24 protein-coding genes are annotated in these 22575 nt (G+C 65.8%); 6 read left to right on the top strand and 18 right to left on the bottom strand.

Annotated features, from left to right (window positions below; genetic code table 11):
• Positions 1-29 precede the first annotated feature (29 nt).
• Positions 30-1346: a hypothetical protein gene (locus LTV02_RS35245; protein WP_233035884.1), complete on the top strand. Its 1317-nt coding sequence runs from the start codon at positions 30-32 to the stop codon at positions 1344-1346.
• A gap of 89 nt (positions 1347-1435) precedes the next feature.
• Here the strand turns inward: LTV02_RS35245 and LTV02_RS35240 are convergent, their stop codons facing one another.
• Positions 1436-2113 (bottom strand): hypothetical protein, encoded by a 678-nt coding sequence (locus LTV02_RS35240; RefSeq protein WP_233035883.1) that lies wholly within the window; start codon positions 2111-2113, stop codon positions 1436-1438.
• Positions 2114-2429: 316 nt separating this feature from the next.
• On the opposite strand from LTV02_RS35240, the gene LTV02_RS35235 reads away from it, so the two are divergent.
• Positions 2430-3173: a TRADD-N-associated membrane domain-containing protein gene (locus LTV02_RS35235; RefSeq protein WP_233035882.1), complete on the top strand. Its 744-nt coding sequence runs from the start codon at positions 2430-2432 to the stop codon at positions 3171-3173.
• Between the two features lie 260 nt (positions 3174-3433).
• Here LTV02_RS35235 and LTV02_RS35230 read toward each other — a convergent pair whose 3' ends face one another.
• The 5 genes from LTV02_RS35230 to LTV02_RS35215 all read right to left on the bottom strand — a co-directional run bounded on the left by LTV02_RS35230 (position 3434) and on the right by LTV02_RS35215 (position 6240).
• The gene (locus LTV02_RS35230; RefSeq protein WP_233035881.1) at positions 3434-4069 is read right to left on the bottom strand and encodes a hypothetical protein; all 636 of its coding nucleotides are present in this window, start codon (positions 4067-4069) and stop codon (positions 3434-3436) included.
• A gap of 54 nt (positions 4070-4123) precedes the next feature.
• Positions 4124-4687: a hypothetical protein gene (locus LTV02_RS35225; protein WP_233035880.1), complete on the bottom strand. Its 564-nt coding sequence runs from the start codon at positions 4685-4687 to the stop codon at positions 4124-4126.
• 94 nt (positions 4688-4781) lie between these two features.
• Positions 4782-4982: a pentapeptide repeat-containing protein gene (locus LTV02_RS39730; protein WP_408639309.1), complete on the bottom strand. Its 201-nt coding sequence runs from the start codon at positions 4980-4982 to the stop codon at positions 4782-4784.
• 92 nt (positions 4983-5074) lie between these two features.
• The gene (locus LTV02_RS35220) at positions 5075-5419 is read right to left on the bottom strand and encodes a hypothetical protein (protein WP_233035879.1); all 345 of its coding nucleotides are present in this window, start codon (positions 5417-5419) and stop codon (positions 5075-5077) included.
• A 14-nt stretch (positions 5420-5433) separates the two neighbouring features.
• Entirely contained in the window at positions 5434-6240 is an 807-nt protein-coding gene (locus tag LTV02_RS35215) for a ferritin-like domain-containing protein (RefSeq protein ID WP_233035878.1), read from the bottom strand.
• A gap of 179 nt (positions 6241-6419) precedes the next feature.
• Between LTV02_RS35215 and bla the strand changes: the two genes are divergently transcribed.
• From bla to LTV02_RS35195, 4 genes are all read left to right on the top strand, one after another.
• The gene (bla, locus tag LTV02_RS35210; protein WP_269821586.1) at positions 6420-7319 is read left to right on the top strand and encodes a class A beta-lactamase; all 900 of its coding nucleotides are present in this window, start codon (positions 6420-6422) and stop codon (positions 7317-7319) included.
• A gap of 87 nt (positions 7320-7406) precedes the next feature.
• Entirely contained in the window at positions 7407-8066 is a 660-nt protein-coding gene (locus tag LTV02_RS35205) for a monooxygenase family protein (RefSeq protein WP_084535433.1), read from the top strand.
• 51 nt (positions 8067-8117) lie between these two features.
• A complete protein-coding gene (locus LTV02_RS35200) occupies positions 8118-8813 on the top strand; it encodes an arsenate reductase/protein-tyrosine-phosphatase family protein (protein ID WP_233035877.1) in 696 nt (231 codons plus the stop codon).
• A 168-nt stretch (positions 8814-8981) separates the two neighbouring features.
• Entirely contained in the window at positions 8982-9344 is a 363-nt protein-coding gene (locus LTV02_RS35195) for a hypothetical protein (RefSeq protein ID WP_233035876.1), read from the top strand.
• Positions 9345-9455: 111 nt separating this feature from the next.
• On the opposite strand, the gene LTV02_RS35190 is transcribed toward LTV02_RS35195, so the two are convergent.
• The 12 genes from LTV02_RS35190 to LTV02_RS35135 form a co-directional block, all read right to left on the bottom strand.
• On the bottom strand, positions 9456-10370 hold the full coding sequence (locus tag LTV02_RS35190; protein ID WP_233041850.1) for an acyl-CoA thioesterase: 915 nt from the start codon (positions 10368-10370) through the stop codon (positions 9456-9458).
• Between the two features lie 13 nt (positions 10371-10383).
• Positions 10384-11805, bottom strand: a complete 1422-nt coding sequence (gene pyk, locus LTV02_RS35185; protein ID WP_084535429.1) for a pyruvate kinase — start codon at positions 11803-11805, stop codon at positions 10384-10386.
• Positions 11806-11895: 90 nt separating this feature from the next.
• Positions 11896-12594, bottom strand: a complete 699-nt coding sequence (locus LTV02_RS39540; RefSeq protein ID WP_233035875.1) for an amino acid ABC transporter permease — start codon at positions 12592-12594, stop codon at positions 11896-11898.
• 6 nt (positions 12595-12600) lie between these two features.
• Positions 12601-13356: a transporter substrate-binding domain-containing protein gene (locus LTV02_RS39535; protein ID WP_067720041.1), complete on the bottom strand. Its 756-nt coding sequence runs from the start codon at positions 13354-13356 to the stop codon at positions 12601-12603.
• Positions 13357-13557: 201 nt separating this feature from the next.
• The gene (locus LTV02_RS35170; RefSeq protein ID WP_233035874.1) at positions 13558-14037 is read right to left on the bottom strand and encodes a TM2 domain-containing protein; all 480 of its coding nucleotides are present in this window, start codon (positions 14035-14037) and stop codon (positions 13558-13560) included.
• Between the two features lie 45 nt (positions 14038-14082).
• The gene (gene lgt / locus LTV02_RS35165; RefSeq protein ID WP_233035873.1) at positions 14083-15213 is read right to left on the bottom strand and encodes a prolipoprotein diacylglyceryl transferase; all 1131 of its coding nucleotides are present in this window, start codon (positions 15211-15213) and stop codon (positions 14083-14085) included.
• Positions 15214-15280: 67 nt separating this feature from the next.
• Positions 15281-16657, bottom strand: a complete 1377-nt coding sequence (glpT, locus tag LTV02_RS35160; RefSeq protein ID WP_233035872.1) for a glycerol-3-phosphate transporter — start codon at positions 16655-16657, stop codon at positions 15281-15283.
• A gap of 172 nt (positions 16658-16829) precedes the next feature.
• On the bottom strand, positions 16830-17630 hold the full coding sequence (trpA, locus tag LTV02_RS35155; protein ID WP_067719656.1) for a tryptophan synthase subunit alpha: 801 nt from the start codon (positions 17628-17630) through the stop codon (positions 16830-16832).
• A complete protein-coding gene (gene trpB / locus LTV02_RS35150) occupies positions 17627-18907 on the bottom strand; it encodes a tryptophan synthase subunit beta (RefSeq protein ID WP_233035871.1) in 1281 nt (426 codons plus the stop codon). The genes trpA and trpB overlap by 4 nt, the downstream gene beginning before the upstream one ends.
• Before the next feature lie 8 nt (positions 18908-18915).
• The gene (trpC, locus tag LTV02_RS35145) at positions 18916-19734 is read right to left on the bottom strand and encodes an indole-3-glycerol phosphate synthase TrpC (protein WP_233035870.1); all 819 of its coding nucleotides are present in this window, start codon (positions 19732-19734) and stop codon (positions 18916-18918) included.
• A gap of 150 nt (positions 19735-19884) precedes the next feature.
• A complete protein-coding gene (locus LTV02_RS35140; protein WP_233035869.1) occupies positions 19885-20985 on the bottom strand; it encodes a TIGR02234 family membrane protein in 1101 nt (366 codons plus the stop codon).
• On the bottom strand, positions 20982-22526 hold the full coding sequence (locus LTV02_RS35135; RefSeq protein WP_233035868.1) for an anthranilate synthase component I: 1545 nt from the start codon (positions 22524-22526) through the stop codon (positions 20982-20984). The genes LTV02_RS35140 and LTV02_RS35135 overlap by 4 nt, the downstream gene beginning before the upstream one ends.
• Between the last annotated feature and the right edge of the window lie 49 nt (positions 22527-22575).

The raw sequence follows: 22575 nt of genomic DNA, 5'->3' as shown, positions 1-22575 counted from the left end.
GTCTGTGAGGCCGAGGATCTGACCAACCTGTGCCAGAGCAGCAGGATCCCCTCTTACGCAGTAACTCTGAAGCCTGCGCGCGGCAAGGGGAGCCGCAGATCGACTTCCTCGACGCTTCGAGTACAACTGCTGCTATGACAAGGCAGGACGAGACCTGGCATCGGCTGCGCGAATGGACCTATGGCCAGACGCCATCAGAACGCCTGGCTGGCCAGATTCTGGACAGTGAGGGATACGGCGACATAGATCCCTCACACCCACTCGGTGGGAAAGATGGAGGAAGAGACTTCCACATCACTCGGAACGGTGAGCCATGGATAGCGGGGGTGTACTTCCCCCGCGACCAGCAGACCATCACCACGATCACCAACAAGTTCAAAGCCGACTTGGAAGCAGCCAAGAAGTATGCCCCGAAAGGTTTTGCGTTCGTTACTAACCAGGAACTTCTGCTGTCCCAGCGGGAAGATCTGAAGGAGTTGGGGGGCGGCATTGCCATTGAGCTGTACCACCTCGAACGGATCATGGGCATCCTCGACAGGCCGCGTATGCACCCTGTGCGCAAGCACTATCTGGGCATCGACCCAGGCCCGCTACCGATCGAGGTCGAGCTGAGCATCGGCGGCAGTGCCGGCTACTTCACCGACAGCGCCGAAGTGCTCGAAACCCACCTCGATTACGGCACCAGGAAAGCTCGGGAGGATGCCGAGGAACAGCCCGAGAATTCTGACGCCTATCTGGAGCTGAAACTCTCGACGCTGAACAACGTCTACCGAAAACAGCCACGACCGACTGGCGACAGGCTTGAGAAGCACCTTCAGCGATGGGAGGCCGAAGTTCGCACGTCTTGGCCAGATTGCCTGGACTATCTCGCCGCGACCGTCGGCCCAGCACTCAGTTTTCGTGTGAAGAACCTGTCAGGCGGCTTCTTCAACGATGTGCAGGTCTACATCACGATCAACGGTGTACGTGGAATCGATTCGCGCAGCGCCGAGCACTTCGACATCGCGAGGGTGCTGCCGCCCGTATTCCCCACTGCAAGTGGGTATCTCATCGACGCAAGTCTCCTGCAGGCCGCGCGACCGAAAGGCTATGCGATCCACTGGGAATCCGATGACGACACGGTCACAGTCACGATCGACATCGAGCGGTTTCGACCCCATCCCCCGTGGAAGAATCAGCTTGACGATGTAGTCCTGGTCCTTGTCGACAAGTCATTGACTGAGGTGACTGCTTCGTGGACTGTCACGGCGCAGGGATACAACGTGGTCTACGAGGGCCCACCGATCACGATCCCCATTGAGGCGAAGACAGTTCGGGAAGCCATAGGTCCATTCCTCCAGCAATAGTTCGATGCTCTGCCACCAAGTCGGCTTGGAATCACCGCGTAGGAGGGATTCCTGATCCCCTCCTACGAGGGAGAGACTTCATCGATGCATTATTGAGCAAACTGCTGCCCGCAGATCCCGCAGAGGGTGGGCCCGGCGGCGATGATCGTCTTGTGTGCGCGAATCCGGCGCGGCGGCTCACATCGGCAGATGAGCGGGCTGCCGTTGCGATCAGCCGACTTGGTCCCCGGTGCCGCATAGTCGGCGTCGACAGTATCCTCGGCAGCCGACTTGGTTTCCTCGCCAACTGGTTCGGGCAGGCGGTAAGCCACGATCGCCCTGTCCAGAACACCGATTTCGCGCCGATACTCGGCCACGGTGGAATCCGGCAGCCTGGTCATCGACCAGCCTGTGCGTGGCGCACGCTCGGCGATAAGGCCGAGTTCCTCGGCGATCTGCCGGTACTTGCCGTTGTGATACCGGCCGCCATCACTCACTGCAGGCACCTCACGCACGACAGCGATTCCGTGGGCCGCCTGGTGCAGCAGAGTAGCGAGCACATCGTGGGCACCAGCGGCCAAACCCTCAGCACCGAGAAACAATTCCGGCATGGCGGTGCCGGAGCGGCTCCACAGGTCCGGCCCGAAGTGCCCGAGCCGCACCGCGCGACCGCGGCCGGTCGAGCCCGAAGCGATCGCGACCACCGCTTCGGGGACATCGGGGTGGCGCCGGCGGATGCCGTCCCAGACCCGATCGATTGCGGTTGCCAATGGTCCACCGATGAACATGAGATTCCTCAAATTTCACCGCGTAAGAGGTAACCGAGAACCGGCCGAAGAGATACCCCCATCCTATCGAAATACCTCTAAGTATGCGGCGGAGAAGCATTGCAGCACAGCAACATTCACGATGACACGGCCAGTCCGATAGTTGGGTGTTCGCCATCAACGAAGCGGGCTGCACTGAACTGCAGCCAGGGGTCCGAGCTCCTGTATCCCCTAGTGCTGATTTCGATCCCGGCAGACACCCGCACCCATCTCGTGTTGGATTAGTTGGGTGTCTGGAGTCTTAGAAATCCTTGTCGCCGCTGTAGGAGCAGGTGGTGTGTTCGCCGCCGTTGCTGCGGCTATTAACCAGTTCGGAGTCCCGTTGATCGAGTCGCGGGCCGAGAGGATTCGACTCGACGCGGAGATCGAGCGAACACGTATCCTCGCGAGCGGAGGTACATCAGCATCAGCAACAGAAGCCGCGGTCGTATCCAACGCGGCACTGTTCAACCAGTACCACTCGCGCAGCCTACTCCAGTCCCAGATCAGCTTTCTCTTCTCATTGGGCGCGGCCACCATCGGTTTTGGGGTGATCGTGTGGGCGCTCTATACCGTCGGCAGCAAGGGCTTCGATCAGATCGGTGTGGCGGGGATTCAACTTGTCGCCGCGACAATCTTCGAGGCGGTTGCGGCACTGTTCTTCCGGACGTCGAACCAGAGTCGCGAGCTGCTGATCACGTTCTTTGACAAGCTCCGTCAAGATCGGCAGTTTGAAGAATCCCTAGTCCTCGCCCGCGAGATCTCGGAAGACAGCTCCGTCCGAGACCATCTGCATGTCGCCATGGCCATTCACCTGATTGGCGGTCCAGAGGGCATGCTGGAGACCGTTCTCTCAAATCCGGAAAATCAGGACCGGAACACGTCAAGTCAGAACGGTCGCAGTGCAGTTCACAATGCGCAGCCAACGAGACAACCTGGCGTCAGCCGACAGGGCGCGAAGCCGCGTTCCACCTCCCGGGGAGGAGCTATGGTACGTCGGCGGTACGCAGCAGCCCTCAATACCCGCAACCTATCCAGCTAAGACCAACACATAAACCCGCTGCTCAGCGGCCCGACCACGAACTCACCAGTCACCACCAACAATCCCCAAACGTCGAGAAGGTCAACCTCAAAAACCGTTGTCCGGAAGGACGTGTGGGCTCGAGTCCCACACTCGGCACCAAGCGAGAGGGTCGTCTCGGAAGTTTCCGAGACGACCCTCGTCGTATTCGCGGACGTACTGCTCCGAAACTGCGGCGCTTTGCCTGATTCCTTGCGGGACAATCCTTTACGGCAGCGCTTTCACCAGTGGTCCGGCCGGGCGGGACGCCGCGGAGCCGGGGAACCCTGATAGCTCCGGCGCGCCGCCCGCAGGTCGACCAGCCGCGCGTCGATATCGACCTCGGCGGGCGGCGCGATCCCGAGATCCTCCCGCAGCGCCCGTCGCAACAACCGCACGGCGGCCCCCATATCGTCGGCGAGAAAACCCTCGATCCTCGCGACCCGATCGGCATCGGCGGGATCGACATCGAGCACGTCCCGATGTCCGACCTCGACGTACCGGGTGACCTCCGACGCGACATCGAGCGCACGATCGGACAGCACCATCTGCGCGTGCGCGTAGTTCTCCCGCAACGCTTCCCACGCCGCCTCGAGTTTCGTGACATCCGCATCCGGCGTGCCCTTCCTCGCCAGGTAGCGGCGCGCGACGGCCCGGAAGTAATGCACGGAAGTATTGAGAGCCGCATGGCAGGAACGCTTTTCGCTCAACTCCTCCTTCCGCGCCGTCTCCGCCCGCTCCTCCGCCCGCACCGCACTCTGCAACCGCGCATCGACCCGCTTGCTCCGGATCCCGAAGAACTGCGTCAGCGCCGCACCCCCCAGCGTCGCCGTCGCGGTAGTGGCCGACACGGCGACACTCGTCCAATCAAGGCTCATACCACCCGATTCTCACAGTTCCTCCGGGCAACTTCCGACCGTCGGGCAACAGTCTCACGGATTCGGGTTCGACCCGTTCACCGACCAACGGGTGGTCCAATCGGAGAGGGAGATCGGAGGTGTCAGGTCGCTGGAGACACCCAGGTCCACGCGAGCCTTCAGATAGAACTCGAAGCGAGCAGTTGTCGCCGCGTCGTAGAGCTCCTCGAAATGGAGGCGGCCGCCGGAAAACTCCGGGGCCAGTATCGCGCCGAGGCGCCAGACGGAGGATTGCCATTCGCGGGCGGCGTCGACCACCTGGGCTGCACCGATCAGTTGGACGATAGCGAAGCGTTCGGTGCGGGTGTGCTCGGCTTCGGTCAGCAAGGGCAGCAAGGCGGGCAGGTCTGCGATTCCTGGGTTTTGGGCGGGAAAGACACCTTTCGCGTTGGCAATCTTCAGGTAGAGGATGGTTTCGGCTTTGACGGCAGACGCATAATCGGCGTAGGCCGTTTGGCGGCGTTCGTCCCATCGGACCGCCTGAGTTCGGTTCCAGCGCACGAGTTCCGCGACAAATCCGCCCGCGAACGTGAGCAGTCCGCCCACGAGCACTCCGATGAGTGGCAGGTACTGCGACATCACGAGACTCCTCCCCCGGGCGGCGCGACCGGGACTGGAGCCCCGAGATCGTCGCCGTCTCGAAGTCCGATCATCTCGCAGATTCCGCGGCTCGTCATCGTGCGCCGCGACTCTTCGTCAGGTTCGCGCCACTGAAATCGGCTCCCTCCAGCACAGTTGCCGGATCGATGAACGGCTTGCTCAGGTCAGTCTCCGTGAAGTCCGCTCCACCCAGGTCGCCCTGGCCCAAGATCGCTCCGGCCAGGTTGGATCCTCGAAAACTCGCCTTCGCGAGGTGTGGGTTCGAGTCCCACACTCGGCACCGAGAAACAGAGGGTCGTCCCGGAGTTTCCGGGACGACCCTCTTCTCGTTCGAAACCTCCACGCCCCGAAACGAAAACGCGATATCTAACCGCGGCCGAACCAGCGGAGCAGGCCGCGCCGACGGCCCGGGCGGTAGTGAGGTTCGGGATCGCCGTAGTCGAAGCTCTGCCCCATGGCCCAGGTGTCGTCGGGGTTTCTGGTGAACTCGTAGGTGACACCGAGCAGGCCGGTGCCTTGTTCATGATGCAGGGCGAAGAGTCTCAGGAGAGCGGCGGAGAGTTCGGAGGAGCCGGGGAACGCGCCCTGCGTGTCGGAAGCCAAGTCGACCTTCAGTTTCGGGCCGTCGGCGTGGACGTGGAGTACCGCTCGCGCGGCGTCGGGAGTCAACTGGTCCACCACCAGTTCGCCTATGGCACTGTCGATTTCCATTTGGGCGAAAATGTTCATGGCCCGATTCCCTCCGTCGCGTCGCCGCCGATCACGAAGTGCGACGGCGAGACGGACCCTAGGGGCACGCGGCCCGCAGCGCATCGGTCGCGGAATCGGCCGTTCGTCGCGACGCGGACGATATCGCGGAACAGTGCGAGGCCGCCGGCGGCGAATCGCGTTCGGCTGACGCCCAATCGGCGTAGAGCGGGGCCGTGGTCGAGGGCCACGACCACGGTCGCGCCGAGGAAGACCAGCCACCAGGCGCAGGTGCCGAGAGTTCGCACGGTGCCGGTGGTCGCGGCGAAGGATTGACGCAGGCGTTGCGTGTGGAAGGGGACGTGGCGGCGTTCGTCGTCGAGGATGAGGGCCGCCACCTGGGCGGTCAGGGGATCGGGGGCGCCCTCGTGCAGGGCTTGGTAGTAGCCGAGGGCGATCACCTCCGCGACCATCAGGGTCATCAGTTCCAGGCGCAGGCCCAGGGCGCGGCGGAGACGGACGAACACCCTATCGGTCCAGTGAGAGGGGATCGTTTGCGCGCCTGCGGAATTCAAGAGGTGAGACAGCAGGCGGGCGTGGTTTCGTTCTTCGGCCACGAAGAGGCGGACGGCGGCGGCGTAGGTGGAGTCGCCGGCGGCGTCGGCTTTGGTGATGAGGTTCGCTCCGTCGCCGTCTTCACCCACCTGGAAGCGCTGGATGCTACGGATGAGCACGGGGTGCAGGGTGGCGCCGCGGGTCCAGTCGGGGTCGCCGGCGGCGCGGCGGGCGGTGGCTCTGGCTTCGAATTCGATGGTCCAGCGGGTGAAGTCGGTGGGGTCGGGCATGTGGGTCTCCCTGTGGGGGCCGGGGTTCGGGTTTCGAGGGTAGGGAGGGGGTGTGGGAATGGGTGGGGGTCGGTGTGGAGATTCGGTGGAGGGCGGAATCGAAACTCGGGGTGGGGCAGGGGAAGTGGTGTGGCAGGGTGGGGCGCGATCGGATGGGTTCGCTTAGGAGAGGGAGTCGGATGCGGTTCGGGTGGCGGGGGTTGGCGGCGGGGCTCGTGGTGGTTTCGGCGTTGGCGGGGTGCGGGAGCAGTGAGGGGGCCGCGGGGGCGAAGAACATGGCGGGGGCGGGGTCGGCGGGGGAAACGACTTTGCGGGGGCTGGAGGAGAAGTACGGGGCGCGGCTGGGGGTTTATGCGGTGGATACCAAGAGCGGGCGGGAGGTGGCTTATCGGAGCGGGGAGCGGTTCGCCATGGCTTCCACGTTCAAGGCGCTGGCTTGCGGGGCGCTGCTGAAGGACTATCCGTTGTCGAGCGGGTATTTCGATCAAGTGATCCGGTTCGGGGCGGACGAGGTGGTGGCCAATTCGCCGGTGGCCGAACAGCGGGTGGAAACGGGGATGACGGTGGCCGAATTGTGCCAGGCCGCGATCACGGTCAGTGACAATACGGCGGGGAATTTGATTCTGCGATTGCAGGGCGGACCGGGCGAATTCACGGCGTTTCTGCGTTCACTGGACGATTCCGTTTCACGGCTGGACCGCTGGGAAACCGAGTTGAATACCGATACGCCGGGGGACGAACGGGACACCACTTCACCGGCGGCGGTAGCGGCGGACTACGAGAAATTGGTGCTGGGGAATGCGCTGGGCGAGCCGGAGCGGGAAATGCTGAAGGGCTGGCTGCTCGCGAATACGACTGGCGGACAGCGGATTCGAGCGGGACTGCCGCAGGGGTGGACGGTGGGCGACAAGACCGGGACCACCGAACGCGGCGGCGCCAATGACGTGGCCGTGACCTGGACCGACAAGGGCGTGCCGGTCGTCATCGCATTGCTGAGCAGCAAAACGGGGACCGACGCCAAGGCCGACAACGCATTGCTGGCCGATGCCACCCGCGCGGTGGTGTCGATGCTGAACTGATACCGACTGATTCACCGATGTTTCGAACCGTTCACCCCGGCTACTCGTACAACCCGGCAAAGCGACGAAAATCTTGGGAGGTCGCCGATGCGGGTACACAGGGTGACGGCCGATCTTTCGGAATATCCGGATCTGGTGGTGATTCTGCTGGGTATGCGGGTCCGCAAACCCAAAGGAATACTGCGGCTGCTCGGGGTGGGGCCCAAACTGTATCGGTCCCATCACGATCGCCCGGACGGCCTGCTCGCCCACGAGGACATCGTGTGGTCGATGTTCCCGCCGCATTGGGGCGCCCGGCAGTACTGGCGGGATCTGGAAAGCCTGGAGCGCTGGACCCGTTCGGAACCGCACCGCATCTGGTGGCAGCAGTTCCTGAAGGATTCGGGCGGCACCGGTTTCTGGCACGAGGCGTATTTCGCCCGCGGCGGCATCGATTCGGTGTACGACGATATGGGTCCCGGTGCGGGACTGGCGAAGTTCGCGCCCATGGTCCCGGCGCGCGGGCGGCTGTTCTCCACACGCGGGCGGGTGCACGGCGCGCGCACCGAAATCGCACCGGTGGTCGAGGAGTCGGAACTCTACGAATCGAACCTGTTCACGCCCGCTATTGATTTGCTGAGCGCGAACCTGCATGCTCACATTCCAGGGGCGTTGACATGTTGCCCCTTGGACCAATCGGTACGTAATAGCGAACAGCATGCGTCCGACACCCGACCGCATCATGAACATCCCGGTCAAAAGGTGTGATTCGGTCACGGAAGCGTTTCGAACAAAACACGAAGGGCATACGTTGTGCCCATGCATGTGCTGTTCGTGTGCAGCGGAAACGTTTGCCGGTCCGTCATTGCCGAACGACTGACCCTCGCGGTGGCCGCCGACCACGGACTCGATGACCTATCGGCCGAAAGCGCCGGCGTGCGCGCGCTGGTCGGTTTCCCGGTGGAACCGCTTGCCGCGCAGACCATCACCGGGCTCGGCGGCGATCCGGGCAATTTCAAGGCCCGCCGCCTCAAACCCGAAATGGTGCACCGCGCCGACCTGGTGCTCACCATGACCGACAAACTGCGCGAGCAGGTGCGCGACTTGGTGCCCGAAGCCCTCCCCCGCACTTTCACCCTGCTCGAGGCCTACCGCATCGCCAAGGTCAGCGGCGCCCGCACGGTGGTCGGATTGCACGCCGCGCGTGACGATCTCGCCTATGTGGGCCGGGAGAACATCTCCGATCCGGTGGGGCTGTCCGCACAGGCGTTCTGCGAGGTCGGCGATCGCATCGCCGAAGCCCTGGTGCCGCTGCTGCTCGCGCTGCACGCCCATCAGCACCCGCAGGCCACCATCGATCCCCGGGGCGAGGGCGGCGATCAGCGCCCGCAATTGCTCGTACTGCCCGGCGGCCGTGGACAATCCGGCAAACCCGCCCAGCCGGGCAAACCGGTCGGACCGGCGGGCGAGCCGGGCGCCCAACATGCTTCGCGCACCGGAACTTCGGCGCACTAGGCATCGAAGTCGCAACGAAACCCTGCGTGTCAATGCACCTGTCTGCCCGCTTGGTCCGGTAAAGAGCTACACTTCCGCGCGGAACACCACCGCCGGCCGGTGGTTCGACACAGGAACAGGATCAAGGACATGCCGAAACGAATTTCGGATGTTTCGCTCCATGTTTACGTGACACCGCAGACTCTCGATCATGTCGTTCAGACGGTGTGCCGCATTGTCGACGACCATGTGGCGGATCGGGATATCTTCGCCTGGAGGTTCACGCTTCCGGTCGAATGCGATGATCCGACGCACACCGTCTTGGAAACCCAATGGCGTCTGGACAATCCGGACGACGAGCCCGGGGACCGGCGAACGTACGAGATCGCCCTTTCCCTCGTCGGCGAGGCCCGGCAGCTCACCAAAGCCGGGATCGCCAAGCTGGAACAGCAGCTGATCCTCGGCCTCTCGGCGGACGAACCCATCCCGTACATCGTGCACGCGCTGCAACGGGAGAACTTCGAGCTCGAAGAGAACCGGGAACTCATCTGACGCAAAACGGATGCGGCCCGCATCCTGATGGATGCGGGCCGGTGGCGCGGAGGATGAAGAACAACGCGGGCCACGCCTTGTCAGCGTGACCCGCGAGGTTCGGAAAGAGACTCAGCGGCGCGGCGGGAAGTGCCGGATCACGCCTTCCTGCACCGTGGTCGCCAGCAGATCCCCGCCGCGCGAGTAGAAATGCCCGCGCGCCAGTCCGCGCGACCCCGCCGCCACCGGCGATTCCGTCGCGTACAGCGACCAGTCGTCGAACCGGAACGGCCGATGGAACCAGATGGAATGGTTCACCGTCGCCGCCAGGATCCGGTCGTGCCCCCACGACAGCCCGTGCGTGGTGATGATCGAATCCAGCACCGTGGTGTCGGACGAATACGCCAGCGCCGCAACGTGAATGATCGGATCCTCGGGCAGCGGCCCGTCGGTCCGCATCCACACCCGGTTGTAGTCCAGGCTCTCGCCCTTGCCCTTCATGATCCAGGCCGGGTCGTTCGTGTACCGCATATCGATGGGATGCGGTGCGTTGACGAACATTTCGAGCTTGTCTTCCAGCCCGGCGAACGACTCCTCCACGCGCGGCAGCCCTTCCGGATCCGCCACCTCCGGCAGCGGGGTCCCGTGCTCGAGCCCCTTGCCGTAGTCCTGGAAGGCCGCCAGCATGACGAACAGTTCCTGCCCGTCCTGGTAGGCCGTGACCGTGCGATTGGCGAACGAGCGCCCGTCGCGGTGCCGGTCGACGTGGTATTCGATCGGCTTCTTGGTATCGCCGCCGCGCACGAAATGCGCGTTGACGGCGTGCACCGGGCGCTCGGGTCCGACGGTCCGGCCCGCGGCGACGATCGCCTGCGCGACCAGCTGGCCGCCGAAGGTCCGGCTCCACACCTTCTCGGGATGCTGCCCGATGAAGATGTCGGGGCCCTCTTCCGCCAGATCCAGAATCCGCAGCAGGACCCGGAGATCGTCGGATAGACCGGTCCCCTCCGGATCCGCTACCGCTTCAGCGGACGGCTCCGCGCCCAGTGACGCACTCACCCTAGTGGTCCTCCTCGCCGATGCGATGCACGTGAATCAGGTTGGTGGAACCGACGGTACCCGGCGGGGAGCCCGCCACGATGACCACGAGGTCACCCTTGTGATACCTCCCGATGGCCAGCAGGGCGTTGTCGACCTGATGGATCATCTCGTCGGTGTCCTTCACCGGAGGAACGATGAACGTTTCGGTGCCCCATGTCAAAGCGAGCTGGCTGCGGATCTCGGCCTGGGGGGTGAAGGCGAGCAGCGGCAGCGGGGTGTGCAGGCGCGCGAGGCGGCGCACGGTGTCGCCGGATTGGGTGAAGGCAACCAGCGCTTTGGCATTGAGGCGCTCGCCGATATCGCGGGCGGCGTAGGAGATGACGCCGCGCTTGGTGCGGGGCACGTGGGTCAGCGGCGGCACCCGGGTGGAGGATTCGGATTCCACGGCGTGCACGATGCGCGCCATGGTCCGCACCGCTTCGATCGGGTAGTCGCCGACCGAGGTCTCACCGGAGAGCATGACCGCGTCCGCGCCGTCGAGCACCGCATTGGCCACGTCGGAGGCCTCGGCGCGGGTCGGGCGCGAGTTGGTGATCATCGATTCCAGCATCTGGGTGGCCACGATGACCGGCTTGGCGTTCTCGCGCGCCATCTGCACGGCGCGCTTCTGCACCAGCGGAACCTGCTCGAGCGGCAGTTCCACGCCGAGGTCGCCGCGCGCCACCATGATGGCGTCGAAGGCCAGCACGATGGCCTCCAAATTGTCGATGGCCTCCGGCTTTTCGAGCTTGCCCACCACCGGCACCCGCCGGCCGACCCGGTCCATCACCTCGTGCACGAGTTCGACATCGGAGGGCGATCGCACGAAGGACAGCGCGATGAAGTCCACGCCCAGTTTGAGGGCGAACTCCAGATCCTCGATGTCCTTCTCCGACAAGGCCGGAACCGACACGTCCATGCCGGGCAGCGAGACGCCCTTGTTGTTGGAGACCGGTCCGCCTTCGGTCACGCGGCAGACGACGTCGTTGCCGTCCACGCGTTCGACCGTCAGGCCGACCTTGCCGTCGTCGACGAGCAGCCGGTCACCCGGCTTGGCATCTTCCGCGAGCTGCTTGTAGGTGGTCGAGACGCGATCGTGGGTGCCCTCGATATCGTCGACGGTGATCCGGATTTCCTCTCCGGTAGCCCACACCGTCTTGCCTTCGATGAACCGTCCCAAACGGATCTTCGGTCCCTGCAGGTCGGCGAGAATGCCGACGGCGCGGCCGAGCAGATCGCTGGCCTGACGCACCTTCTTGTAGTTCTCGGCGTGATCGGAGTGCTCGCCGTGGCTGAAATTCAGCCGCGCCACGTCCATGCCGCTCTCGACGAGTTCACGAATACGGTCCTCGGACGACACAGCCGGCCCGAGAGTGCACACAATCTTCGTTCGTCGCATCACGAGAACAACCCTAGACCTGTGACATTCGTCCCGCTGAACGGGCACGGGCTGTCGCGAAAGATATACACCTACAGTTCAGCAAACACCGGGTCAGCGGGCTACGTGCCGCGCCAGGCGGGTCTCCAGCCGGGACTGCCCGAAGCCCAAGATCAGGCAGATTACCCAGTAGTAGGCAGCCGCCACGGTATAGAGCCAGAAGAAGTCGAAGGTCGGCGCGGCGGCGTCCTGGGCAGTTCTCAGCAACTCGGTCACGGTGATGGTGGAGGCCAGCGAGGTGTCCTTCACCAGAGAGATGAGGGTGTTGGACAGCGGCGGCACCGCGATGCGCGAGGCTTGCGGGAGGATGACCAGCCGTAGGGCCTGCGCATGGCTCATGCCGACCGCGTAGGACGCCTCCCATTGCCCCTCGGCGACCGAAAGGATGGCGGCGCGAACGATTTCCGCGCCGTACCCGCCGACATTGAGGCTGAAGGCGATGACCGCCGCCGGGAACGGGTCGAAGACGATCCCGAGATTCGGCAGGCCGTAGAAGATGATGAACAGCTGCAGCAGCAGCGGCGTGCCGCGAATGATGGAGATGTAGAACCGGGCCGCCGCCTGCACCGGCCACATCTTCGACATCCGGGCCAGCGCCACGAACACGGCGATGGTCAGGCCGATGACGAAGCTGATCGCGGTGAGCGGCAGCGTCATCTCGACGGTGGCCTTCAGCATCGGCCACAGGTTCTCCCGGATCAGCGACCAGGTCGCGTCGTCGAGAGCCAGGGTGTCGCTCAGCGCGATCGGCATATCGGGTTACTTGCTGACGTCGGTTCCGAAGTACTTCTCGGAGATCTTGGCCAGGGTCCCGTCGGCGCGCAGCTCGCCGAGCGCCTTGTTGATCTTGTCGGTCAGATCCTGGGAATCCTTGCGCGCGGCGAAGGCCATCTTGCTGATCTCACCGGTCTTGCCGCCCACCTGCACATCGCCGGTGCCGTTCTTCTTGATGTACTCGTTCACCGCGAGGGTGTCGTTGACGGTGGCGTTCACGCGGCCGGTCTTGAGCAGCTGCACGGCCTGTACGAAGCCCTCGACGCTGTCCACCTTGCAGCCCGCGCCGGAGGCGACCTTGGACCAGTTGCTGGTGGAGGACTGCGCGCAGTTCTTGCCGTTCAGGTCGGCGAGCGCGTGGATGGAGGAGTCACCGGTCTTGGTGACGATGACGCCCTCGGAGGTGGTGTACGGATCCGAGAGCGAATACTTCTGCGTGCGTTCGGGATTCACCGTCACCTGATTGGCGACCAGGTCGAAGCGCTTGGCTTCCAGACCGGCGAAGATGGAATCCCAGGTGGTGGTGACGAACTCGACCTTGCGGCCGATCTTGTCGCCGACGGCCTTGATGACCTCGATGTCGTACCCGGTGAGTTCGCCGTTCTCCTTGTAGCTGAACGGCGAGTAGGTGCCCTCGGTGCCGACCTTCAGGGTGTCGGAGTCGGAGCTGCTGCTGCAGGCGGTGATACCGGCGGCCACCACGACGGCGGCCAGGGCGGCGAAGAGCTTACGACGACGCACGGCGGGGAACACCTCTCCTCGAGCGTGGTACGACCACGCGACAAACAACCGGCAAAGGGTACGCCACAATCCGACCACTCGGCACGACAATGCTCACGTCGCGCGTAAACCTTGCGCGTTTTCCGGTGGTGATGATAGCGGCGGGCGGGCACCGCCCTGCCCGGTGGTGCCCGCCGAAGTCGGTGTGTCGCGCGCCCGGCGCTAGTCCTTGAGTGGGCGGCCCTGCGGGTCCGGCACCTTGTCGACGAGGATCAGAATGCCGTCGACCAGACCCCAGATGCTGCCGACCCCGCAGGTGACGATGGTGACGACGAGCTGCAGCACGCCGATGGTGCTGTAGCCCAGGTAGAAGCGGCCGACGCCGAAGCCGCCCAGGAAGATCTGCAGCAGGCCCGCGGTCAGCTTGCTCTTGTCCGAGTACGGAACGCCGAACACATTGCGGCCGAAGGGCGCCTCCGGATCCGCGCCGTAGGGCGTGGGCTGACCGTAACCCGGTGCGCCGTAGGGCTGCTGGCCGTACTGCGGCTGACCGTACTGGGGCTGCGGCTGCGCGCCGTAGGGCTGCTGCTGGTCGAACTGCGGCTGCTCGTAGGGCTGCTGCGGCTGACCGTACTGCGGGCCCGTGCCGGGCGCGCCGTACTGCGGGCCCTGTTCGGGCTGTTTGTTGAACGGGTCGGTCACTCGATCCTCCTGAAACGCCGGGCCGGTCAGCCCGATACCGGGTGGTCAGGAGTCATTCTTGCCCGAGTCGACCTTGTCCGTCTTGTCGAGTTTCACATCGTCCTTCGCCACCGGCTCGGAATCGCCGGATTCTGCGGTGTTATCGCCGGGCTCGCCGGATTCGTTGCCGTCGGACGGTGATTCGGAGCCGGCCTCCGGTTCGGATGCCACCGTGCCCGCCGGTTCGGATGCCACCGCGCCCGCCGCGCCGAAGGCCCGCAGCGCGCCCAGCTGCCACGGCCACGGCCGCTCGATGCCCGGCCGCAGCTGCTCCGGTGTCTCCCGGCCCTTGGTCGCGAACACGAAATACGCGACGGCGCAGAGGAATACGACCGCGGAGGTGAAGGAGTTGATGCGAATGCCCGCGATGTGGGTGGCCTCGTCATCGCGCAGCAGCTCGACGAAGAACCGCCCGAAGCAGTAGATCGCCACGTACAGCGCGAACAGCCGCCCGTGCCCGATCCGGAACTTGCGATCCAGGTACAGCAGCACCGCCACGCCGAGCAAATTCCACACCATCTCGTACAGGAAGGTGGGCTGCACGATCTTGATGATCACGCCGGACGAGGTGCCGTTCATCATGTCCGGGGTGGCGCCGGAGTACCGCTCGTAGATCTCCAGACCCCACGGCAGGGTGGTCTCGCGGCCGTAGAGCTCCTGGTTGAAGTAGTTGCCGAGCCGCCCGATGGCCTGCGCCAGCAGAATGCCGGGCGCCACCGCATCACCGAAGGCGGGCAACGGGATTCGGTACATGCGGCAGGCGATCCAGGCGCCGAACGCGCCCAGCGCCACCGCGCCCCAGATGCCGAGACCGCCCTGCCACACCTTCCAGAAGTCGCCCGGGCGCCCGCCCGGCCCGAAGTACTTCTCCCAGTCGGTGGCCACGTGGTACAGCCGCCCGCCGATCAGACCGAACGGCACCGCGAACATGGCCACGTCCAGCACCATGCCGGCCTGTCCGCCGCGCGCCTGCCAGCGCTTCTCCCCCAGCCAGATGGCCGCGACGATGCCGATGATGATGCACAGCGCGTACGCCCGCAGCGGGAAGGGTCCGAGGTACCAGACGCCGCGGGCGGGGCTGGGAATGTAGGCCAGAACGTCGGCGCCGGTGCTCTCGGCAAGGGCTCGTAAGGTCACGCGCCCACCGTACTGGAATCTGATCCGAGAGCACCGCTGCCGGTCGCCACGCCGCGACTCGCCGTCGTCAGCGCGCCTCCACCAGTTCCATTTGTTCCTTGTGCTTCTTCTCGCTGACCATGGTCAGAATCAGCAACAGCACCGCTCCGATACCGCCGCCGATGAGAATCGCGAAACCGCCGTTCCAGCCGAAATGGTCCACGGTGTAACCGATTACGGCGCTGGCCGCGACCGAGCCGCCGAGGTAGCCGAACAGGCCGGTGAAGCCCGCCGCCGAGCCCGCAGCCTTCTTCGACACCAGTTCGAGCGCGTGCAGGCCGATCAGCATGACGGGACCGTAGATCAGGAAGCCGATCACGATCATGCACGCCATGCTGATGCCGGGGCTGTCGGCGGGAGCCATCCAGAACACAATGATCGCCACCGTCACCAGGCCCATGAAGAACACGCCCGTGGCGCCGCGATTGCCGCGAAACACCCTGTCCGACATCCAGCCCGCAAGCAGCGTGCCCGGGATGCCCGCGTACTCGTAGAGGAAATACGCCCACGAGGACTTGTCCAGGGTGAAGTGCTTGACCTCTTTGAGATAGGTCGGCGACCAGTCCAGCACGCCGTAGCGCAGCAGGTACACGAAGACGTTCGCGAACGCGATGTACCAGAGCAGCTTGTTGGGCAGGATGTACTGCCGGAAGATCTGCTTGGCGGTGAGCTCCTGCTCGTCCTTGGCCGAATAATCCGGCGGGTAGTCGTTCTTGTACTCCTCGATCGGCGGCAGGCCCACCGATTGTGGGGTGTCGCGCATCATGAAGTACGCGAAGATCGCGACCGCGATGGCCAGGAACGCGGGCATGTAGAACGCCGAGCGCCAGTCGTGGAACCAGGCCATGCCGATCAGGAACAGCAGGGGCGGCAGGCCGCCGCCGACATTGTGCGCGGTGTTCCACACCGAGACGATGCCGCCGCGTTCCTTCTGCGACCACCAGTGCACCATGGTGCGCCCGGACGGCGGCCAGCCCATGCCCTGGAACCAGCCGCAGACGAACAGCAGCACGAACATGATCAGCACGCTGGAGGTGGACCATTCCACGAAGCCCATGAAGAGCATGACGCTCGCCGACAGCACCAGGCCCAGCGGCAGGAAGACGCGCGGATTGGAGCGGTCGGAGATCAGCCCCATGACGAACTTGGAGATGCCGTAGGACAGCGAGATAGCCGAAAGCACCAGGCCCATCTGGCCTTTGGAGTAATCGCCGTGCTCGCCGTCGGTGAGGTACGGGATGGCCAGCGCGAAGTTCTTGCGAACCAGGTAGTACGCGGCATACCCGAAGAAGATGCCGATGAAGATCTGCCAGCGCAGCCGCTTGTAGAGCGGATCGACCTCGTTGTCGGGCAACCGCTCCTTGTGAGGTGCGGGTGCGAGAATGCTCAACATATTGCTGAACATTAACTAACTTCTCAGCGCCTCCTCAAATCGCACGGTTAAGGGCGATAAAGCATGCTTGACAAACGAATTCGACCATTTTCGTTAGTTTGCCAAACAGTAGCCACAGACCATTCTGCGGAATGCGAAAAGGGCGCGTATCGAGTTCGATACGCGCCCTTCGCCGTTCGGGAAATTACGAGGCGACGCCCGCCGAGCGCACGCCGTGGGCGAGCTCCTCGGTCAGCTTCGCGACCGCGCCCAGGCCCTCGGCGGCGGCGCTCACCAGCGCCGAACCGACGATGACACCGTCCGCGTAGGAAGCGATCTCGGCGGCCTGCGCGCCATTGCGCACACCCAGGCCGACGCCGATCGGGATGTCGGAGTGCGCGCGCACCCGGGCGCACAGCGCCGGAGCCATGTCCGATACCGCGTCGCGGGCGCCGGTCACGCCCATGGTGGAGGCGGCGTAGACGAATCCGCGCGAGGCTTCCAGGGTCTTGACCAGGCGCTCCTCGGTGGAGGACGGCGCGACCAGGAAGATGCGATCCAGATTGTGGGTGGACGAGGCGATGAACCAGTCGTCGGCCTCCTCCGGAATCAGGTTCGGCGTGATGAGCCCGAGACCGCCCGCCGCCGCGAGATCGCGGGAGAAGGGTTCGACGCCGTACTTCAGCACCGGATTCCAGTAGGTCATGACCACGGCCTTGCCGCCGGCCTGGGAGATGGCCTCCACGACCTTGAACACGTCGCGCACCCGCACGCCGCCCGCGAGAGCCTGTTCGGCAGCGCGCTGAATGGTCGGGCCGTCCATCACCGGATCGGAGTAGGCGACGCCGACTTCGATGATGTCGCAACCGGATTCGACCATGGTGCGGCACACGTCGATGGAGCCCTGCAGATCCGGGTAACCGGCCGGCAGGTAGCCGATGAGGGCCGCGCGGTTCTCCTCGCGGGCCGCGGCGAAGGTATTGGCGAGACGGGACTGCTGGCTCACGCCTCGGCCTCCTTGTCGAAGAGCCCGAACCAGCGGGCCGCGGTGTCCATGTCCTTGTCGCCGCGACCGGACAGGTTCACCACGATGATCTTGCCTTCGCCCAGCTCCCGGCCGAGCTTCAGCGCGCCCGCGACCGCGTGCGCCGACTCGACGGCCGGGATGATGCCCTCGCTGCGGCTCAGCAGCATGAGCGCGTCCATGGCCTCGGTATCGGTGATCGGGTAGTACTCGGCCCGGCCGGTGTCCTTGAGGTAGGCGTGCTCCGGGCCGACGCCCGGGTAGTCCAGACCCGCGGAGATGGAATGCGATTCGATGGTCTGCCCGTCCTCGTCCTGCAACAGGTACGAGTACGCGCCCTGGAACGCGCCGGGCGAGCCGCCGGTGAATGTGGCGGCGTGGCGGCCGGTTTCGACGCCGTCGCCCGCGGCCTCGTAGCCGATCAGGCGCACCGACGGATCGTCGATGAAGGCGTGGAAGATGCCGATGGCATTGGAACCGCCGCCGACGCAAGCGGTTACGGCATCGGGCAGGCGGCCGGTCATGGCCTGCACCTGCTCGCGCGCCTCCAGGCCGATGATGCGCTGGAAGTCGCGCACCATGAGCGGGAACGGGTGCGGGCCCGCGGCGGTGCCGAAGCAGTAGTAGGTGCGGTCGGCATTGGTGACCCAGTCGCGCAGCGCCTCGTTGATGGCGTCCTTGAGCGTCTGCGAACCCGTTGTCACGCTGACGACTTCGGCGCCGAGCAGCCGCATGCGGGCCACGTTCAACTGCTGGCGCACGGTGTCGACCGCGCCCATGTAGATGATGCATTCCAGGCCGAGCAGCGCGCACGCGGTGGCGGTGGCGACGCCGTGCTGGCCCGCGCCGGTCTCGGCGATGATGCGGGTCTTGCCCATGCGCTTGGCGAGCAGCACCTGGCCCAGCACGTTGTTGATCTTGTGAGATCCGGTGTGGTTCAGGTCTTCCCGCTTCAGCAGGATGCGCGCGCCGCCCGCGTGCGGGGCCAGGTTCTTGCATTCGAACACCGGCGAGGGACGGCCGGTGTAGTCGCGCTGCAGGCGGTCCAGCTCGCCCAGGAAGCCCGGGTCCAGCCGCACCTTCTCGTATTCGGCGGTGACCTCTTCGATCACGGCCATCAGCGCCTCGGGCACGTGGCGGCCGCCGTAGACGCCGAAATGGCCGCCGGTATCCGGTTCGTGCGCGCTCTTGTGCGCGACGCCCGCACTGGCCTCGGGCAGGCCGAGGGTGTTCTTACCGGGGATGTTCGTCTGTGTCATCGGCTCTTTCACCGGCCCCGCCGGACCGGCTTCGGGCAGGAGGGATGGGTTCCGGCGGTGACCAGCTCGGCCACCGCGGCGCGCGGGTCACCGCTGGTGACCAGGCCCTCGCCGACGAGCACGGCGTCCGCGCCCGCACCGGCGTAGGCCAGCAGGTCCGCGGTGCCGCGAATGCCGGACTCGGCCACGCGGATGACCTCGCTGGGCAGGCCGGGGGCGATACGCGAGAACACGTCGCGATCCACCTCGAGGGTCTTCAGATTGCGGGCGTTCACGCCGATCACGCTGGCCCCGGCCAGCAGGGCGCGGTCGGCTTCCTCTTCGGTGTGCACCTCGACCAGCGCGGTCATACCGAGCGATTCGGCGCGATCGATCAGGGATTCCAGCACGGCCTGCTCGAGGGCGGCCACGATCAGCAGGATCACGTCCGCGCCGTGCGCGCGGGCCTCGTGGATCTGGTACGGGCCGACGATGAAGTCCTTGCGCAGGACCGGGATGTCGACCGCGGCGCGCACGGCGTCCAGATCGGCGAGGGAACCGCCGAAACGGCGCTGCTCGGTCAGCACGCTGATGATGCGGGCGCCGCCGTCCTCGTAGGCGCGGGCCAGGTCGGCCGGGTTCGGGATGTCCGCGAGCGCGCCCTTGGAGGGGCTGGCCCGCTTCACCTCGGCGATGACGCCGATACCGTCCGCGTGCAACGCGGCCTTGGCGTCACGCGGGGAAGGGGCCTTGGCGGCGGCGGCCTTCACAGCCTGGAAGTCCAGGAGGGCTTCGCGCGCGGCCACATCCGCGCGGACCCCGTCGAGAATCGAGTCGAGTACCGTCATCTGGCTCGAATCCTTTCTGGGGAGACGGACTTGCTGCCTGAGAAATCCCCCCAGGCGCTGTCTCACCGATGCTGATAAAGAGTAAATGGCTATGTTCCCGTGCTTGACGCCGGGTCTGTCCGGGCGACCGGGTTCCGGTCCCCCACCTGCTCAGCGGGCGTGGTGACCCGCGTCCCCGCTACCTGGATCATCGTGTGCGGCAGGGGTATTGGTTTCGATATCGGTCGGATCGACGCCTTCGTCGAGCGCATCCCACAGCACGCGGCCGGAAAGCTGCTGTTCACCGCCCTGCGGCGACCCGTATTCGGCCTGCTGCGAACGCACGTGATGCTCGGCGACCTGCTCGGCCGCCGACAGCTTCCGTTTGGCCGGATTGTCGTACTTGCCGGACATCTTGGCGGCCGTCGACGAGGTCCGGACCAGCAGCAGACCGGCCAGGAAGGCGGCCACCGCGCCCGCGAGCGACAGCACCGCGGGCAGGGTGGAGGTCGTCACCGCGCCCGCGTGGTCGCCTCCGTGTAATTCGGCCAGTCGCGCGGCCCGTTCCGCGGTGTTCCCGCGCCCGACCAGAACCGCGTACCCGGGCACAGCCGCGACCGCCGCCAGCACCGCGACCACGACGCCGATCCCCCGCCGCGCCCAGCCGTGCGTGGCGAAGACGGCCGCGATGGTGGCCAGGAAGACCAAGGCAAGTGGCGTCAACGCCCCGAACCAGACACCGCCGTCCAGATCCTTGGTGCGCGGCAACCCATAGTCGCTGGTGATCTCGAGGCTGGCCCACGTCATGCGCGAAGACCCCCACAGCGCGGCCGCCGCGACTGCGAGCAGCACCACCGCGCCGATAGGTCTACGTCCCGCACTCGCGGCATCGGTCTCGGCCGCCCGCGCATCCGCCTCGGCCTGCGCCGCGGCTGCTTCGGCCGCGTCAGCGTCATCGGCAGCTGCCCGCAAGTCGGACAATGCCTGCGCCCGATCAGCTTCCGGCTCGGCGGCGTCATGGGCTGCCGCGCGCAGCTCTGCCGCCGATCGGTCTCGCTCGGCCGCTGAATCGGTTCCGGCCTCGTGCGCGCCCCGGGCGGCCTTCGCCGTATCCGATTCGGCGGCATCCACCTGGCCGGCAGCGACGCCGCCCTCGCTCCGGCTCGCCCCCGAGTTCTGCTGCGCAGCAGCAGAACTCGCCTGTTCCTGCGCTGCCGCAGCCGGGCGCTTCGTGCTCCCGGCCGAGGCCGGATCACCCTCCGGATCGCTCATTGCGCCGACTCTCCCGGACGGAAGGCGCGGACGGTTTCCGCGGCGGCGACGGCTTTGAGGACCGCCATCGCCTTGTTGCGGGATTCGACGTCCTCGTATTCCGGGTCGGAGTCGGCGACCACGCCCGCGCCCGCCTGCACGTAGGCGGTGCCGTCCTTGAGGAGGGCGGTGCGGATGCAGATGGCGGTGTCGGCGTCGCCGGCGAAATCGAGGTAGCCGACCACGCCGCCGTAGATGCCGCGGCGGGTGGGTTCGAGTTCCTCGATGAGTTCCATGGCGCGGACCTTCGGTGCGCCCGAGAGGGTGCCGGCGGGGAAGCAGGCGTTGACCGCGTCGAGGGCGACCTTGCCGGGCGCGAGGCGGCCGGAGACCGTCGACACCAGGTGCATGACGTGCGAATAGCGCTCGATGTGGCGGTATTCGGTGACGCGCACGGTGCCGGGTTCGCAGACGCGGCCCAGATCGTTGCGGCCGAGATCGACGAGCATGAGGTGCTCGGCGTTCTCCTTCTCGTCGGCCAGCAGGCCCTTCTCGAGAAGCAGGTCGTCCTCTTCGGTGGCGCCGCGCCAGCGGGTGCCCGCGATCGGGTGCGTGGTGGCGACGCCGTCCTTCACCGTGACCAGGGATTCGGGGCTGGAGCCGACGATGGAGAACGCGGTCTCGCCGGAACCGTCCGGAATGTGCATGAGGTACATGTACGGGCTCGGGTTCGATGCCCGCAGCATGCGATACAGGTCGATGGGCGTGCCGCCGTACTCCATCTCGAAGCGCTGCGACAGCACCACCTGGAACGCTTCGCCCGCCTCGATCTCCTTGACCAGGCGGCGCACGCCCGCCCCGAATTCCTCGGAGGTGCGCTGGCGGCGGTAGTTCGGTTCGGGGCGGTCGAACACCGAGACCGTGGAATCGGCGGGCGCCGCGAGTGCCTCGGTCATGCGATCCAGCCGCGCCACCGCATCGTCGTAGGCCTCGTCCACGCGTTCGTCGGTGCCGTTCCAGTTGACGGCATTGGCGATGAGCGTGATCGCGCCCTCGTGATGGTCGAACGCGGCCAGGTCGGTGGCCAGCATGAGCACCATCTCGGGCAATCGCAGATCGTCGGCCGCGAGGACCGGCAGCCGCTCGATGCGCCGCACCGCGTCATAGCCCAGATACCCCACCATGCCGCCGGTCAGAGGCGGCAACCCGGGCACCCGCTCGGTGCGCAGCACCTCCAGCGCCTCCCGCAGCGCGACCAGCGGGTCACCGCCCACGGGCGCGTCGGCCGGCGTCTGCCCCAGCCACGCCGCCTCGCCGTCCACCACGGTCAGCGCGGACGGGCTGCCCGCGCCGATGAACGACCATCGGGACCAGGAGCGCCCGTTCTCGGCGGACTCCAGCAGGAAGGTCCCGGCCCGGTCCCCCGCCAGCTTGCGATAGGCCGAGAGCGGAGTCTCCGAGTCCGCCAACACCTTTCGGGTCACGGGGACCACCCGGTGGTCGGCCGCGAGCTCACGGAACTGTTCCCGGGACGTGGTGTTGTCATTAGGCGAGCCGTGCATGACCACATCATTCCAGGCCCGGGGGCCGGGATATAAATCGCTATCCCCT

The organism is Nocardia yamanashiensis (assembly GCF_021183565.1).
Classification (GTDB): domain Bacteria; phylum Actinomycetota; class Actinomycetes; order Mycobacteriales; family Mycobacteriaceae; genus Nocardia; species Nocardia yamanashiensis.
This window is presented reverse-complemented; position numbering and strand designations above follow the sequence as displayed.